Source organism: Streptomyces iranensis, assembly GCF_017874715.1.
Lineage (GTDB): Bacteria > Actinomycetota > Actinomycetes > Streptomycetales > Streptomycetaceae > Streptomyces > Streptomyces iranensis.
This window is the reverse complement of sequence record NZ_JAGGLR010000002.1, coordinates 405437-420006: the sequence shown is the minus strand read 5'-3', so window position 1 is coordinate 420006 and position 14570 is coordinate 405437. Positions and strand designations below refer to the sequence as shown.

At 71.1% G+C, this 14570-nt stretch carries 14 protein-coding genes; 12 read left to right on the top strand and 2 right to left on the bottom strand.

The features are described from left to right. The first annotated feature begins 103 nt into the window (after window positions 1-103). Together J2Z30_RS05525 and J2Z30_RS05520 are read left to right on the top strand one after the other, a co-directional pair. Window positions 104-493: a GlcG/HbpS family heme-binding protein gene (locus J2Z30_RS05525; protein WP_044582240.1), complete on the top strand. Its 390-nt coding sequence runs from the start codon at window positions 104-106 to the stop codon at window positions 491-493. 55 nt (window positions 494-548) lie between these two features. Beyond that, the gene (locus J2Z30_RS05520; protein ID WP_044578498.1) at window positions 549-1748 is read left to right on the top strand and encodes an MFS transporter; all 1200 of its coding nucleotides are present in this window, start codon (window positions 549-551) and stop codon (window positions 1746-1748) included. Window positions 1749-1789: 41 nt separating this feature from the next. Here the strand turns inward: J2Z30_RS05520 and J2Z30_RS05515 are convergent, their stop codons facing one another. After that, complete coding sequence (locus tag J2Z30_RS05515) at window positions 1790-2800, bottom strand: LacI family DNA-binding transcriptional regulator (protein WP_052701708.1); 1011 nt, start codon at window positions 2798-2800, stop codon at window positions 1790-1792. A 160-nt stretch (window positions 2801-2960) separates the two neighbouring features. Between J2Z30_RS05515 and J2Z30_RS05510 the strand changes: the two genes are divergently transcribed. The 9 genes from J2Z30_RS05510 to J2Z30_RS05470 all read left to right on the top strand — a co-directional run bounded on the left by J2Z30_RS05510 (window position 2961) and on the right by J2Z30_RS05470 (window position 11557). Beyond that, entirely contained in the window at window positions 2961-4313 is a 1353-nt protein-coding gene (locus tag J2Z30_RS05510; protein WP_044578500.1) for an FAD-dependent oxidoreductase, read from the top strand. Further along, window positions 4310-5326 carry a zinc-dependent alcohol dehydrogenase gene (locus tag J2Z30_RS51300; protein WP_078957049.1) on the top strand — a complete coding sequence of 339 codons (1017 nt, stop codon included), beginning with the start codon at window positions 4310-4312 and terminating at the stop codon, window positions 5324-5326. Before J2Z30_RS05510 ends, J2Z30_RS51300 begins: the two co-directional genes overlap by 4 nt. A gap of 35 nt (window positions 5327-5361) precedes the next feature. After that, window positions 5362-6729, top strand: a complete 1368-nt coding sequence (locus J2Z30_RS05500; protein WP_044578503.1) for an MFS transporter — start codon at window positions 5362-5364, stop codon at window positions 6727-6729. A gap of 32 nt (window positions 6730-6761) precedes the next feature. Next, window positions 6762-7616 (top strand): sugar phosphate isomerase/epimerase family protein, encoded by an 855-nt coding sequence (locus tag J2Z30_RS05495; RefSeq protein ID WP_052701709.1) that lies wholly within the window; start codon window positions 6762-6764, stop codon window positions 7614-7616. Continuing rightward, entirely contained in the window at window positions 7613-7795 is a 183-nt protein-coding gene (locus J2Z30_RS05490; RefSeq protein ID WP_209468565.1) for a hypothetical protein, read from the top strand. Before J2Z30_RS05495 ends, J2Z30_RS05490 begins: the two co-directional genes overlap by 4 nt. Continuing rightward, window positions 7785-8504: an SDR family NAD(P)-dependent oxidoreductase gene (locus J2Z30_RS05485; RefSeq protein WP_044578509.1), complete on the top strand. Its 720-nt coding sequence runs from the start codon at window positions 7785-7787 to the stop codon at window positions 8502-8504. The genes J2Z30_RS05490 and J2Z30_RS05485 overlap by 11 nt, the downstream gene beginning before the upstream one ends. A 260-nt stretch (window positions 8505-8764) precedes the next feature. After that, on the top strand, window positions 8765-9547 hold the full coding sequence (locus tag J2Z30_RS05480; RefSeq protein ID WP_044578511.1) for an enoyl-CoA hydratase/isomerase family protein: 783 nt from the start codon (window positions 8765-8767) through the stop codon (window positions 9545-9547). Between the two features lie 25 nt (window positions 9548-9572). Next, entirely contained in the window at window positions 9573-10736 is a 1164-nt protein-coding gene (locus tag J2Z30_RS05475; protein ID WP_044578513.1) for a dihydrodipicolinate synthase family protein, read from the top strand. Further along, a complete protein-coding gene (locus tag J2Z30_RS05470; protein ID WP_044578516.1) occupies window positions 10733-11557 on the top strand; it encodes a sugar phosphate isomerase/epimerase family protein in 825 nt (274 codons plus the stop codon). The genes J2Z30_RS05475 and J2Z30_RS05470 overlap by 4 nt, the downstream gene beginning before the upstream one ends. Window positions 11558-11888: 331 nt before the next feature. Here J2Z30_RS05470 and J2Z30_RS05465 read toward each other — a convergent pair whose 3' ends face one another. Then, on the bottom strand, window positions 11889-13061 hold the full coding sequence (locus tag J2Z30_RS05465) for an ROK family transcriptional regulator (protein ID WP_052701710.1): 1173 nt from the start codon (window positions 13059-13061) through the stop codon (window positions 11889-11891). A gap of 138 nt (window positions 13062-13199) precedes the next feature. On the opposite strand from J2Z30_RS05465, the gene J2Z30_RS05460 reads away from it, so the two are divergent. Further along, complete coding sequence (locus J2Z30_RS05460) at window positions 13200-14462, top strand: DUF1479 domain-containing protein (protein WP_044578520.1); 1263 nt, start codon at window positions 13200-13202, stop codon at window positions 14460-14462. The last annotated feature ends 108 nt before the right edge of the window (window positions 14463-14570 follow it).

Below are 14570 nucleotides of genomic sequence, written 5' to 3'. Positions count from 1 at the left end.
CTATGGAGTTTGACATATGAAAACGGGCCCGTAGGGTGGAGCCGTTCAGCATCGCTAGATGAGAGCCAGCTCATGCGCTGGTTTATTCAACATGGAGGAATCGATGATGGAGTCCGTGCAGCGGGTCGTGGAGGAGGTCACCACGGCCGCTCGGCAGCGGGGGGTCGCGGTCAGCGTCGCGGTCGTCGACCAGGCCGGCCACCTCGTGGCCTTCCACCGGATGGACGGCGCGCTGGCCGGGCCGATCGACGTGAGCATCAAAAAGGCCCGCACCGCGGCACTGTTCGGCACCGACAGCGACGTCCTGGGTCAGGGTGCGCGGCCGGGCGGCGCGATCTACACCCTGGAGCACACGAACGGCGGCCTGATCAGCTTCGGCGGCGGCGTGCAGCTGCGCCGGGCGGACCAGGGCATCGGCGCGGTCGGTGTCGCCGGGGCCTCGGTGGAGGCCGATGAGGAGCTCGCCCGCCTTGGTGCCGCGGCTCTGCGTTGACCGCCCCGGCCGACGGGCCCGGCCCGTCGGCCGTCCCCATACGAAGGACCCTTGGATGTTCCGCCTGCTCTCCCTCACCCTCGCCGCCTTCGCTATCGGCATAAGCGAGTTCGTCCTCGTCGGCCTGCTCCCGGCCATCGCCGCCGACGTCCACGCGGACCTCGGCACCGCCGGTCTGCTGGTGACCGTCTATGCCCTGGCCATCACGGTGTTCTCCCCGCTTCTGACGAGTTGGCTGAGCCGCTACGACTCCCGCGCCATGCTCGCCGGGCTCATGGCCCTGTTCGCCCTCGGCAACCTCGCCGTCGCCGTCTCCCCGAACCTGACCGGCCTCATGCTCGGCCGCGCCGCCGCCGGGGCCGCCCACGGAACCGTCTTCGCCCTCGGCGCTCCCGTCGCCGCCTCTCTGGTCCCCAAGGACAAGGCCGGCCGGGCGATCGCCCTGATGTTCCTCGGCCTGACCGTCGCCATGGTCATCGGTGTCCCCGCCGGCACCGCGATCGGCACGGCCATCGGCTGGCGCGCCACCTTCACCCTCGTCGCCGCGCTCGGTCTGGCCGCCGCCCTCACCCTCTGGGCAGTGCTCCCGTCCGCCTCCGGCGAACGAGGCGTACTCCTGCGTGAACAGCTCGCCTTGCTGGCGTACCGACCACTCGCGCTCACCTATGTCGTCACCGCCCTGGGCTTCGGCGCCACCTTCGCTGTCTTCACCTACCTGGAACCCCTGCTCACCCGGCACGCCGGATACACCGCGCCGGCGGTCACCTGGATTCTGGTGCTGTTCGGCGCCGCCACCGTGGCCGGGAACCTGGTCGGCGGACGGCTGACCGACCGCCGCGGCGCCGTCCTCACCATCCGCACGGCACTGACCGGCCTGATCGTGTCCCTGGTCGCGCTCCTGGCCACCCAGGGCCACTCGGCCGCCATCGCGGTCAACATCGCCGTCTGGGGTGTCTTCGCTTTCCTGATCTCTCCCGCGGTGCAGACCCACGCGGTGGCCCTCGCCTCCGTCCATGGCCCAGGAGCGGAGAAGGCGGCCAGCGGCCTGAACATCGCCGCCTTCAACGCGGGCATCGCCACCGCCTCCTTCGCCGGCGGCCTCGTTCTCGACCATGGCGACCCCGCCCGTACTCCATGGGTGGCCATCGCTCTGGCCCTGGCCGCGCTTGTGGCCACGACGGGCATCGCCGCACGCCATGCCCCCCGGCAGGACGCGAACGCGTCCGGCCGCGGAGCGGGGGCATCGCTCCGGTGACGCGAAGCGGATCGGCGGCGCCGTCACGGAGTGGCACCGGCCTAGACGGGGTCGCGCACCGCCTGTGTGGTCCTGCCCTCGCGGAGTGTGCAGGCGGGAGCGGTCGGCGGCGCGTCGGACTTGCGCACGATGTACTCGACCGCGAGTCGGCCCAGCTCGGCCAGGGGAAGCTCGATCGTCGTCAGGTCGAACACGCGGCCCGTGGCTGTTCCACCGATGCCCGCGATCGCGATGTCGTCAGGGATGCGCAGACCCGCTTGCCAGATGGCCGCGAGGGAGCCGATCGCGGTCTCATCGTTGGTGCAGATGATCGAGTCCGGTGTGTTGGGGACACGGAGCAGCTGCTGGGTCGCCTCGCGGCCGGTCTTCTGGCTCATGCCGTCCCGGCCGACGACGCGCGGCAGTTGGTCGAACTCGTACATGGCGCGCTGGTATCCCTGGATGCGCAGCTCGGCCGCGGTCAGGCCGGGAAGCCCTCCGGCGAAGACGATGTCGCGGTACCCCAGGCCGAGCATGTGCTTGGTGAGGCTGTACGCGGTCGCTTCGTTGTCCACGACGATCTGGGTCGACACGAAGCCGCGTGGCGCGAGGCTCACGACCCGTGTGCCCTCGCCCACCGCTCGGTTGACCTCCCGGGCCAGGTCCGCCGTGCCGGGAGAGCCCTCGATGTCGCTGCCGCAGAAGACGATTCCGGACGCCCCGTGCTCGCGGAGGACCTGGAACTTGGTGCGCTCCTGGTAAGGGTCGCGGTTGGCGTTCGCGAGGACGGTCACGTACCCGCACTCCGCGGCGGCGATCTCGATGCCCCTGATCATCTCGGCGAAGTAGGGGTCCAGGATGTCGCTCGCGACAACGCCGATGAGGTTGTTGTGACCGTTCTTCAGGGCCCGTCCCGCGGCGCTGCGGCGGTAGCCGAGCGTTGCCGCGGCGGAGACGACCGAGGCGCGCACCCTCGATGAGACGGGATGACTCTCGTCGGCCCCGTTGAGGACACGCGACGCCGTTGTGACCGACACGTTCGCCAGCTCCGCCACATCGCGCAGTGTCGCCACCGTCGAACCCTCCGTTTCGTGTTCCGCCGTTGTTTCACCACGTCGATCTGTTGACACAGTTTCCCACACTGCGTAGCTTGCGGAAAACGTTCCCCACAGTGTTTCCAGGGGCACCAGCGCTTACAGCGAACGTTTTCCGCACTCTCGACAGGAGAGACGAGTGAGCGACGAAGTCCGAACGTATGACCTCATCGTGGTCGGTGCCGGCGCTGCCGGACTCGCCACCGCCCATCGCGCGGCCGACCTGGGGGCGCGGGTGCTCGTGCTGGAGAAGGCGGACACCCCCGGAGGATCGGCCGCGCTGTCCGCGGGCATCCTGTGGACCGCGCCCGACCTCGACGTCCTGCGACGGATCCAGCCGGACGGGGACCCCGAACTCGGTTCGCTGGTCGTGAAGGGCTACGAACAGGCCGTCGACGATGTGCGCGCGTCAGGAGCCTCGGTCAGTGACGAATGGCGTGACCACCTCGAGTGGGGGCGCGCCTGCAAGATCGACATTGCCCGCCTCTTCGAGGTGTGGGCTCGTGAGATCGCGGACTCCGGTGACCTGCTCACGAACGTGTCGCGGGTCGAGCTGCGCACCGAAGGCGACGCCGTGATGGGTGTGCGCTTCCGTCACCGGGGCGAATGCGTCGAGGCGTATGCGAGGGGCGGCGTCGTGCTGGCCACCGGGGGTTTCCAGGGGGATCCCGAGCTGAGGCAGTCGTTCATCGGGTTCGGCGCCGACGACATCGCCGTGCGCAGTAACCCGCACTCGGTGGGCGACGGTTTCCGACTCGGCCGGTCGGCCGGCGGGGCGGCCAGCCGGCACCTCTCCGCCTTCTACGGCCATACGCTGCCGAGCCCGCTGACGGTCGACGCGCGGGTGTTCCTGCGTCTGACGCTGTACTGCTCCGCGTACGGGATCATCGTCAACCGGCAGGGCCGCCGTTTCACGGACGAGTCGCTGGGCGATGAGGTCTCCAACCAGCTGCTGGTACGTCAGCCCGGCCATCGCGCCGTGCTGATCTGGGACGACGAGGTTCAGCGGAAGCGGGCCCTGGCGGTGCCGTATCCGAGCGGAATGGCCCTCGACCGGCACGCCGAGGCGACGGAACTCGGCGCGCGCACCGCGGCGGCCGACTCGATCGAGGGCCTGATCGGGACCGTCGCGGGCTGGGGTGTCGACGGTGCCGGGCTGAGGCGGACGCTCGAGGCATACCGCCGCGCCTCGGAGGGCGCGGACGTGCCGCTGGACGCACCGCTCCCGCTGCGGCCCTCGCCGCTGGCGACCCCTCCCTTCCGGGCCGTCGAGATCCAGCCGTGCATCACCATCCCCTTCGGCGGCCTGCGGGTCGATGGCGACAGCCGTGTGCTGGACCGCTCCGGACAGGCGGTGCCCGGCCTGTTCGCGGCCGGAGCCGACGCGGGCGGCGCGCAGGATCTGCGCTACGTCGGCGGAATCGTGTTCGGCTTCGTGTTCGGACGCCGCGCGGCCGAGTCCGCGCTGTCGTCGATTGCGACCCGGGCGTGAGTGCCGCCGTCCATACGGCGATCGTGTGGGAGGGACCCCGACGTGCGCGCGCCGAGGAGCGGAAGGTGCCGGGCCCGCTCGGCCCCGGAGAGGTTCGTGTGCGGGTCACGAGCGTCGGGGTGTGCGGCACGGACATCACCGTGTGGAGCGGTCAGACCGCACGCGGCCGCCCCGGCACCGTACTGGGCCATGAGTTCGGCGGCCGGGTCATCGCCCGAGCCGACGACGTGCGAGGCGTCGGGATCCATGACCTCGTGGCGGTGGATCCCAACGTCTCCTGCGGGATCTGCGCACACTGCGGACGGGGGCACCGCGCCCGGTGCGCCGGCCGCCGCCTCATGGGGGTCGATCTCGACGGCGGGTTCCAACGGACCGTCGACGTCCCCGTCGGACAGCTCGTCCCCGCCCCGGGAGCCGACCCGCGTGCCCTGGGCCTGATCGAACCCCTCGCCGTGGGGGTCCACGCGGTCGCGCGGGCCGGCGTCGCGGACGGCGATCGGCTGGGCGTGATCGGTGGCGGACCGATCGGCATGGCGAGCGTGGCCGAAGCGCGCCGCCGGGGTGCGGACCACACCGTGCTGGAGCGCGACGAGACCAGGCGCACCGCGATCGCGCGGACAGGCGCGGCGGCCGTGGCCGCGGGCGGCTGGCCCGACCACGGACTGGACGCCGTCATCGACACCGTGGGGCGGGCCGCGACCGTGCGGGCCGCGCTCGACGCCGTACGCGATGGCGGCACCGTCTGCGTCGTCGGGCTGTCCCACGACGACCACCTGCCGCCACCGGATCAGCTGGTGCGGCGCGAGGTCACCCTGACCGGCTCCTTCTGCTACTCGACGGCGGATCTGCGGATAGCCGCGCAGATCGTCGTCGGCCAGGGCCTGGACACCGTACCCGTCGACCTCACCGCGGGGCTCGAACGAGTCCCCGACCTCTTGGACCGGATCGGCGGCGGCCTCATGGGACGCGGCAAGGCCCTCGTCGTCCCCCGCGCCGAAGGGCCGACTGCCTGACCGACGTCCATGACTCCGCGACGAAGGAGAGCTCAGTGAGCATCCAGCACACCCCTGCCGCTCAGCGCGAGAACAGCCCTACGCGCGCGGCGATGGCCAGCATGGCCGGCGGAACACTCGAGTACTACGACAACTACATCTACGCTCTCGCCGCGGCGCTGGTGTTCGGGCACGTCTTCTTCCCCACCGGGGCGGGAGGTGTGGCGACGCTCGCGTCCATGGCCACCTTCGCGGTGTCGTACGCGGCCCGCCCCGTGGGCGCGGTCCTGCTCGGCCACGTCGGTGACCGCTTCGGCCGCAAGAGAGTGCTCGTGACGATCCTCGTACTCATGGGGACCTGTACCTTCCTGGTGGGGTGTCTTCCCGCGTACTCCACCATCGGTGTGTGGGCGCCGGTCCTTCTGGTGACGCTGCGCATCCTGCAAGGGATCTCCGTGGGCGGCGAAACCGCGGCCGCGACCGTGCTGACCATCGAGGTGGCCCCACCGCACCGGCGGGCCTTCTTCACGAGCTGGTCACCGAACGGCATCGTGGGCGGGTTCGTCCTCGCCACACTGGTCTTCATCCCGGTGTCGGCGCTCCCGGACGAGCGGCTGTACAGCTGGGGATGGCGCATACCGTTCCTCCTCAGCGCGCTCGTCACGGTCGCCGGGTTCATCATCCGCGCGAAACTGGCCGAGTCGGAGGCGTTCGTCGAAGCGAGGGAGGAGAACACCCTCGTCAAGGTTCCCGTACTGGAGGTCTTCCGGTCGCACTGGGGGGCGGTCCTGCGTGTCGTCCTCTGCTCGCTGGCGTTCGCGATCGACACCGTGATCAAGGTATTCGCCCTCTCGTTCGCGACGACGGAGTACGGCATCGCCGAGAGCACGATGCTGTGGGTGCTGATCGTCAGCCACCTCGGTGCCTTGGTCACTCAACCGCTGATCGCGTCGCTCGCCGACCGGGTGGGACGCAAGCCCGTGTTCATCGCGGGCAATCTGGGATGCGCGGCCACGCTCTTCGCCTACTTCGCCTCCATTCAGGCGCGGTCGACACCGCTGCTGTTCATCACCGGGTTCTGCTCGGTGACCCTCGCCTACGCCGCGATCAACGCCACCTACCCGTCCTTCTTCGCCGAGATGTTCCACCTCAGGGTTCGGCAGACCGGCATGGCGCTGGGCATTCAGATCGGCCTGATCGCCGCCGGGTTCGCCCCCAGCGTGTACCTGGCGCTCACCGCGGACGACCCGAAGAACTGGCTACCGGTCGCGATCATCTCCGCCGTCATCGCCGTGGCCGCCGCCCTCTCGGCGGTGACCGCGAAAGAGACCGCGTTCACACCACTCGATCAGCTGGGGGAACCGATCGCGCACACCCCGGCGCCGGACACCGCCGCCCGCCCCCGGACAGGAACCCCTTCATGACACCGGCGTCGCGTCATCACGGAGGTGCCCGCGTGAGCTTTGAGCTGAGCCTGAACCAGGCCACCACCCGCCCCTACGCACTCCCGGACACCGCGCGTGCCGCGGCCGACGCCGGCATTCGCCACCTCGGTCTGTGGGTCGAGCCGGTGCTCGAACTCGGCGTCCCCGCGACCGTACGGCTGCTGGAGGAGACCGGGCTGCGCGCCAGCTCGGTGTGCCGGGTTGGATTCGTCGCGGACAAGGAAGGGGAGCGACTGCGCACGGCACTCGACGACGTACGCCGCGCACTGGATCTGTCCGCGGCGGTCGGAGCCCCCAGCCTGACCTTCATAGCGGGTGCCCTGCCCGCGGCCCCCCGTGACCTACGGCTCGCCGAGGCGCGAGTCCGTGACGCCCTGGAGACCCTCGAGGCGTACGCACGCGCCACGGGTGTACGCCTCGCGCTGGAACCCATCCACCCCCTGTTCGTCACGAGTCGCAGCGCGGTCACCACGATCCGGCAGGCGCTGCGCATCGTCGCGGACCTCCCCGCGGACACGGTGGGGATCCTCCTCGACGCCTACGCGACCTTCTGGGATCCCGATCTGCGCGACAGCGTCCGTGAGGCAGGCGAGCGCATCGCCGGATACCAGGTGAACGACTTCGCGCTCCCCCTTCCCGGGCCCGAGAACATGAACGGCCGCCTACTGCCCGGGGAGGGCGAGATCGACCTGCGGGCGTTGACCCGGACCGTGGCCGAAGCCGGGTACCGGGGCCCCATCGAGGTCGAAGTGTTCAACGACGACCTCTGGGCCCAGCCCCTGGAGACGATCGTCATGCGCACTGTGCGCGCGTTCGAGCGTGCCGTGACCACCCCTCTCGCCGACGCGGAGGCGGCGGTCTCATGAGCGCTCGTATCGCCGTCACCCTGCCCGCCGCCGACGGGGGAGCGCGCCGTGGCCTCCTCGATGCGGAGCTCGGCCGCCGAACGGTCGACGAGGCGCCCATGGAATCCGCCTCCTCCCGGGCCCGGACATGGCCGCCGCCCGTGCCGACACGCTTCCGGGGGCGCGGCCTTGACGGATGAACTCACCGGCCTGAGGTGCCTGATCATCGGCGCGGCCTCGGGCATCGGACGCACGACGGCTCAGTACCTGCGTGATCGGCGGGCGACGGTCATGCGGGCCGACCGGCCTTCGGACACGTGGCGGGACGACGCGACGGACAAACTCGTCATGGATGTGACCGATGAGCGGTCGGTCGCCGCTGCCGTCGGGCGGGGCGTGGCACGGATGCGGGGACTCGACGCCGTCGTCAACACCGCGGGCGTTCTCGGGGCGGTCCAGCCGTCGGCGGAGGAGAGTGCCGAAGATTTCCAGCGCCTGCTCACCGTGAACCTGACGGGTGCGTTCATCGTCTCACGCACGGTGCTGCCGTACCTCGTACGGTCAGATCACGGTCGGCTCGTGCACTTCTCCTCGACGGCGGGAAAGGAAGGGGTCGCCGGGATGACCGGCTACTCCGCCAGTAAAGCCGGCGTCATGGGGTTGGTGAAGGCGCTCGCACGCGAGTACGCGCACACCTCGGTCACCGTCAACGCGATCGCCCCCGGCAAGATCGACACCCCCTTGCTCGGCGGAACGCCGGTCGGTCCCCAGGATCTCGCGAGGATTCCGATGGGCCGCCTCGGCACCGCCGAGGAGGCCGCCGCGCTGGTGGCATACATGATCTCGCCCGCTGCCTCGTACACGACCGGGGCCGTCTTCGATCTGTCCGGCGGGAGGGCGACGTGGTGAGCCTGTCCTCGCACGGAGGGAGCGTCCATGGCGATGGGGGTCGGAGCGCCCCCGCCGGGCGCGAGGCCGATTTGAAAGCGCTATCTCGACCGCCGAGGGCCTTCGATGGCGAGCGCAACGGACCACGAAGAGCCGTCTGACGTACTTAAAAAGGGAGAAGCCCGGTGGGCGTGAGGTTCTCTTGTGTGACCTCCGGGGCCCATGCTAGAAAGCGGTTACAGAGACCGAGCCGCCCCGCTGAGAGCCGCCTGGAGGATGCCATGGAATCCCGCACGCAGGGACCGGTCGTGCACATCACCTTCGGCCGGCCGGAGAAGCTGCACGCGATGGATGGCGCGGGCTGGACCGGCCTGGCGGAATCGGTGCGCCGGGCGAGTGCCGACCCGGGGGTGCGGGCGGTCGTGCTGCACGGCTCGGACCGTGCCTTCTGCGCGGGCAACGACATCGGCGAGTTCCTCCGGCTGTCCACCGCCCGGGAGGCCCGCGACTACTTCCTCGGCCTGGTGGTTCCCGCGATGGAGGCGATCGTGCGGTGCGAAGTGCCGGTCATCTCCGCGGTCCGCGCGGGCGCCGTCGGCGGGGGCGCGGAGATCGTACTGGTCAGCGACCTCGCCGTGGCCGGGACGAGCGCCACCTTCCGGCTCCCCGAAGCCCGGATCGGTGTCTGGCCGACCGTCTTCGCCGCCGTCGCGCCGTACACCCTGGCCCACAAGCCGGCCGGGCTGCTCGCTCTGACCACCGTGGAGGCCGACTCCGGGACCGCCCTGCGATGCGGCTTGGTCCATGAGGTCGTCGGGGACGATCTCGTCGACGATGCCGCGCACCGCTTGGCCCTCACGATCGCCGAGGGAAGTCGGGACGCCATCCGCCGTACGAAGCGGTTCACCACGGCGCGATTGCGCACCGAGGGAATGGCGGCCGTGCGTGCCGCACTGGCCGAGCTGTGCGATGAGACCCTCCGCGGCCCCGACGCTGCCGAGGGCGTCCGTGCCTTCCGGGAGAAGCGCCGGCCCGGCTTCGCCTCCTCCGCCTCGGCCGACTGACCCCAGCTGACCCCAGGAGCCCCTTGTGACTCATGCCCTTCATCTCCCGGTATCGGGAGGACGGACCGCCCTCCACACCCTTGGGGCACCCGGTGCGTTCACCCCTCCGCCGGCCGCGCCGCGCAGCCGTGTCGCCTACGCCGCGGCGCACGTGGTCGCGGACCCGTACGGCGACAACACTCCGGGCGCTCCCGCCGTGCTCGACTGGGACCGGACCCTGGCCTTCCGGCGCGAGCTGTGGCGCTGGGGATTCGGCGTCGCCGAGGCCATGGACACCGCCCAGCGTGGCGGTGGGCTGGACTGGCCCACCGCGGCCGAGCTGATACGCCGCTCCGGAGCCGAGGCCCGCGCGGCCGGTGGCCGTCTCGTGGCCGGCGTCAGCACCGATCAGCTGACCGCCGGGACACCGACCCTCGACGACGTGACGGCGGCCTACCTCGAGCAGTTCTCCGTGGTGGAGGAGACCGGCGCAACGCCAGTGATCATGGCCAGTCGCGCGCTCGCCGCGGTGGCCCGCACCCCCGAGGACTACCTGGGCGTGTACGAGAAGGTCCTCGGCCAGACGTCCGGCCCCGTGGTGCTGCACTGGCTCGGCGAGATGTTCGACCCACAGCTGCGCGGCTACTGGGGATCCGACGACCTCGACGCCGCGTCCGAGACCGTCCTCGGTCTGCTGGGCACCTACGCCTCCCGGGTCGAGGGCATCAAGCTCTCGCTTCTGGACGCCGACCGTGAACGTGCCTTCCGCGCCCGTCTCCCGCACGGTGTCCGGCTCTATACGGGCGACGACTTCCACTACTGCGAGCTCATCCAAGGCGATGACGGGGGGTACAGCGACGCCCTGCTCGGTGTCTTCGCGGCCATCGCGCCGGCGGCCTCCCAGGCGCTCCAGGCGCTCGACGGCGGAGACGTGGACGGCTACCGGGCCGCGATGGAGCCGACCGTCCCGCTCGGACGCCATCTGTTCACGGCACCGACTCACCACTACAAGACCGGTGTCGTCTTCCTGTCCTGGCTGAACGGGCACCAGGACCACTTCTCCATGGTGGGCGGAGCGCAGAGCGCACGGTCACTGACCCACCTGGCCGAGCTGTTCCGGCTGGCCGACCGGGCCGGGGTGCTGAGCGCCCCGGACCTGGCCACCGCCCGGATGCGCACCTTCCTCCAGACCAACGGGGTCCCGGCGTGAGCGATCTGAGCAGGCTCTCCTTCAACTCCCAGACGGCCAAGAACTGGCCCCTCCCCGAACTGATCGAGGCCGCGGCGCGCAGCGGGCTCGGCGGCGTCGGACTGTGGCGCGAGCCCGTCCAGCGGACCGGTATCGAGCGCGTCGCCCACCTGGTGCGCGCGGCGGGGCTGGAGGTGACCAGCCTCTGCCGGGGCGGCTTTTTCACGGCCCCCGATGCCGCCGCACGCCGGGACCGCATCGACGACAACCGCCGCGCCATCGAGGAGGCGGCCCTGCTCGGCGCGCAGACCCTGGTGCTGGTCTGCGGCGGACTGCCGCCGGGCAGCCGGGACCTGGCGGGGGCGCGTGGCATGGTCGCCGACGCCATCGCCGAACTCGCCCCGTTCGCGGGCGAGCACGGCGTGGTCCTCGCGATCGAGCCGATGCACCCGATGTACTGTTCCGACCGCGGTGTGATCTCTTCGCTCCGTCAGGCCAGACTGCTGGCCGAGCGGTTCCCGGCCGGGCAGGTGGGGGTGCTCGTCGACGCCTACCACGTCTGGTGGGACCCCGAACTCGCCGCGGAACTCGCGCTGCTCGGCCCGCGGATCGCCGGATTCCAGGTCTGTGACTGGGTGACCCCGCTGCCCACCGGTGTGCTGACCGGCCGCGGGATGGTGGGAGAGGGCGCCATCGACCTGCGGGCGCTGCGCCGCGAGGTGGAGCGGAGCGGTTACCGGGGCCTCACCGAGGTGGAGATCTTCAGCACGCGGTTGTGGGAGCGCTCCGGCTCTGAGGTCCTCGCCGAAGCATGCCGCCAGTACCTCGCCCATGTCGTCTGACCCGGGGGAGACGAGGCTTACGAGGAAGGGGCGCCCGCTTTCGGTGGCGCCCTCGGAGACGGCCCCGGGACCGCAGGAGTCGCGCCCGGTCCCGGGGCGGGCACCGGTCCCGCTGCGCTGCGGCGCGGATGGCGGGACCGGTGCCATTTCCCCGTGAGGAACGCGTGCGACGGGGGGAACGTGAGCGGCGAGGGGAACGCGGGCGACGAGGGGAACGCGAGCGGCGCGAGGAAGGTGACGCACGGTGTCCCCTGACTCCCTTAATAAGGAAGCCGTCCTTACCAAACCGGCTCCTGGGCCGAACGGCGGCGACCCGGTGTCCCGCCCTCCGTCACCGGGAGGCGGGACCGGGTCGCGCGCACAGATCGGTGCGGGCCCGCCGCAGGGCGAGGGCGAGCGCGCCGTGGAGGACGGCCGTGTCGCCGAGCGTCCCGACCTCGATGGCGGGCGGCAGTGGCGCGAGGTCGCGGACCGCGGCGCGCACCGGCTCCAGAAGGGCCGGGTGCAGCCCGATGGGCCCGCCGAGCAGGACGACTTCGGGGTCGATGACGGCGCACACCGCGGCGATGGCCTCGCCGATGGTGCGGCCCTCCCGCTCCACCACGGCCTGGGCCTCGGCCTCGCCCCGGGCCGCGCGGTCGAAGACCTGGCGGGCGACGTCGACGGCGACCTGGTCGCCGTCCTGCCCGCCGTCCTGCCCGCGCTCGGGATGGAAGCCCCCGGCGACGGCTCGGGCGAAGCCGTGCCGACCGAGACCGGGTCCGGCCGGCTGCGAGCTGACGCTGAGGTAGCCGATCTCGCCGGCCACCCCCCGGGCCCCGCGGATCAGCTGGTCGCCGACCACCAGGCCCATGCCCATCCCGGCGCCGATATAGACGTAGGCGAAGCTGTCAGTGGTGCGGGCCGCGCCGTGCCAGCGCTCGGCGACGGCGGCGAGGTTGACGTCGTTCTCCACCAGGATCGGGGCCTCGACCAGGTCGGCGAGCGTCTCCTGGGGCTGGATCAGGCCCTCCGGGTAGGGGGTGTCGGCCAGCGGGATGACCCGCGAGGTCGCTGGATCGACGGGGTTGGCCACCGACACGGCCACGGCCAGGAGCCGCCCGTGATCGGAGCCCGCCTCGGTGACGGCGTCCGCCACCAGTTCCCGCAGCCGCTCGGCGACCCGGGCCGGTTCGCGTGGCTGCGCCGGCGGGAGCGCGCTCTGCTGGAACGGGTGGCCGAACAGGTCGGCCGCGCAGAGCCGGATCCGGGTCGGGTTGAGATCCACCGCGACGACATAGCCGGCGGTGGGCGCTACCTGGTAGTAGGTCCCCACCCGCCCCTGGCGGCCACGCTGCTCCCCGGCGGGCAGCAGCAGCCCCGCGGCTTCCAGCCGGCGCGCCGACTCGGAGACGGTGGTCTTGGAGATGCCGGTGTGCTGCGCGATCTCCGCCCGGGTGACGGGCGTCTGCTCGAAAACGGTGTCCAGCACGATCTGGTCGGTCAGCTCGCGGAGCAACGTCATGCTCGGCAAGGCCCGCAGGCCAGGCCCTTTTCGGATTTCCATCTCACCCCTTGTGGCCGCATGTCGCTGCTGTTACGTTAACGCGAAATCTTTGGTCAGGACCCCTTCCTAACTAACAGCCCAAGGGATCTCATATCCATGACTACGTTCCAGCAACACACCACAGTCCCCGAGGACATCGCCGCGGCGATCCGAGAGGTCAAGGCCGAGCTGCGCCGGGGGATCGGGGACGTGGCAGATGTCTTCGCCGAGGTCGAGGAGGAGATGCGCCGCGAGGCCGCCGATATCGCCGCCACCCGCGAGCGCGGCGAGGAGGTCTTCCCGATCGTCCGCTTCGAGGACATCGCGGACGGCACCGTGCCCGACGCGACGCGGGAGGCCATCCACCGGCGCGGCTGCGCGGTGGTGCGCCGGACCTTCCCGCGCGACCAGGCCGAGCGGTGGGACGCCGATGTGGCCGGCTACCTCGACCGCAACGCGTTCCTGGAGAACTACCGCGGCCCGGCGGACTCCTTCTTCGGCACCCTGTCCTCCAGCAGGCCGCAGATCTACCCCATCTACTGGTCCAGGCCTCAGATCCAGGCCCGCCAGCACGAGAACATGGCCGCCACCCGGCGTTTCATGAACGGCCTGTGGCGGCACGAGAGCGGCGGTGTCACCTGGTTCGACCCCGCCCGGGACGTCAACTACGCCGACCGCATCCGGCGCCGCCGGCCCGGTGACTCCTCCTCGGGGCTGTCGGCCCACATCGACTCCGGCTCCATCGAGCGCTGGCTGCATCCCGCGTACCGCCGGGTCTTCCGCCACCTCTACTCCGGCGACTGGCGCTCCTACGACCCGTGGGACGCCGCTCACCGCACCGAGGTCGAGGAGTACCCCTCGACGCAGATGTGCAGCGTCTTCCGTAGCTTCCAGGGCTGGACGGCGCTCAGCGAGATGCGGCCCACCGACGGTGTGCTGCACGTCGTGCCCATCGCCCGCGCCGCCGCCTATCTGATGCTCCGGCCGCTGCTGGACGATGTCGCCGAGGACGACCTGTGCGGGGCCACGCTCGGCCGGACCCTGCCGGTCACCGACCGGTGGCATCCGGCGCTGGCCGAGGCCCATACGCCGATCCCCGCCATGGAGCCGGGCGACACCGTGTGGTGGCACACCGACCTGGTCCACTCCGTCGCCGACGTCAACGGCATGACCCGCTGGGGCAACGTCATGTACATCGCGGCGGCACCCGGCTGCCCGAAGAACGACGCGTACGCCCAGCGGCAGGCGGAGACGTTCCTGCGCGCCGGCAGCCCGCCCGACTTCGCAGGCGAGGACTACGAGACCCACTACGAGGGCCGCGCCACCACTGTGGACCTCACCCCCCTCGGCCGTCGGCAGATGGGCCTGGAGAGCCGATAGCCGGGCGGCCGCGCGGGTGCCGGGCGTGCCTTGGCTCCCGGGCCACCCCTTGCCATTTAGAAAGCGCTTACTAAAGAGGATGAGGCCTATGACAAATCGATTCTGGAC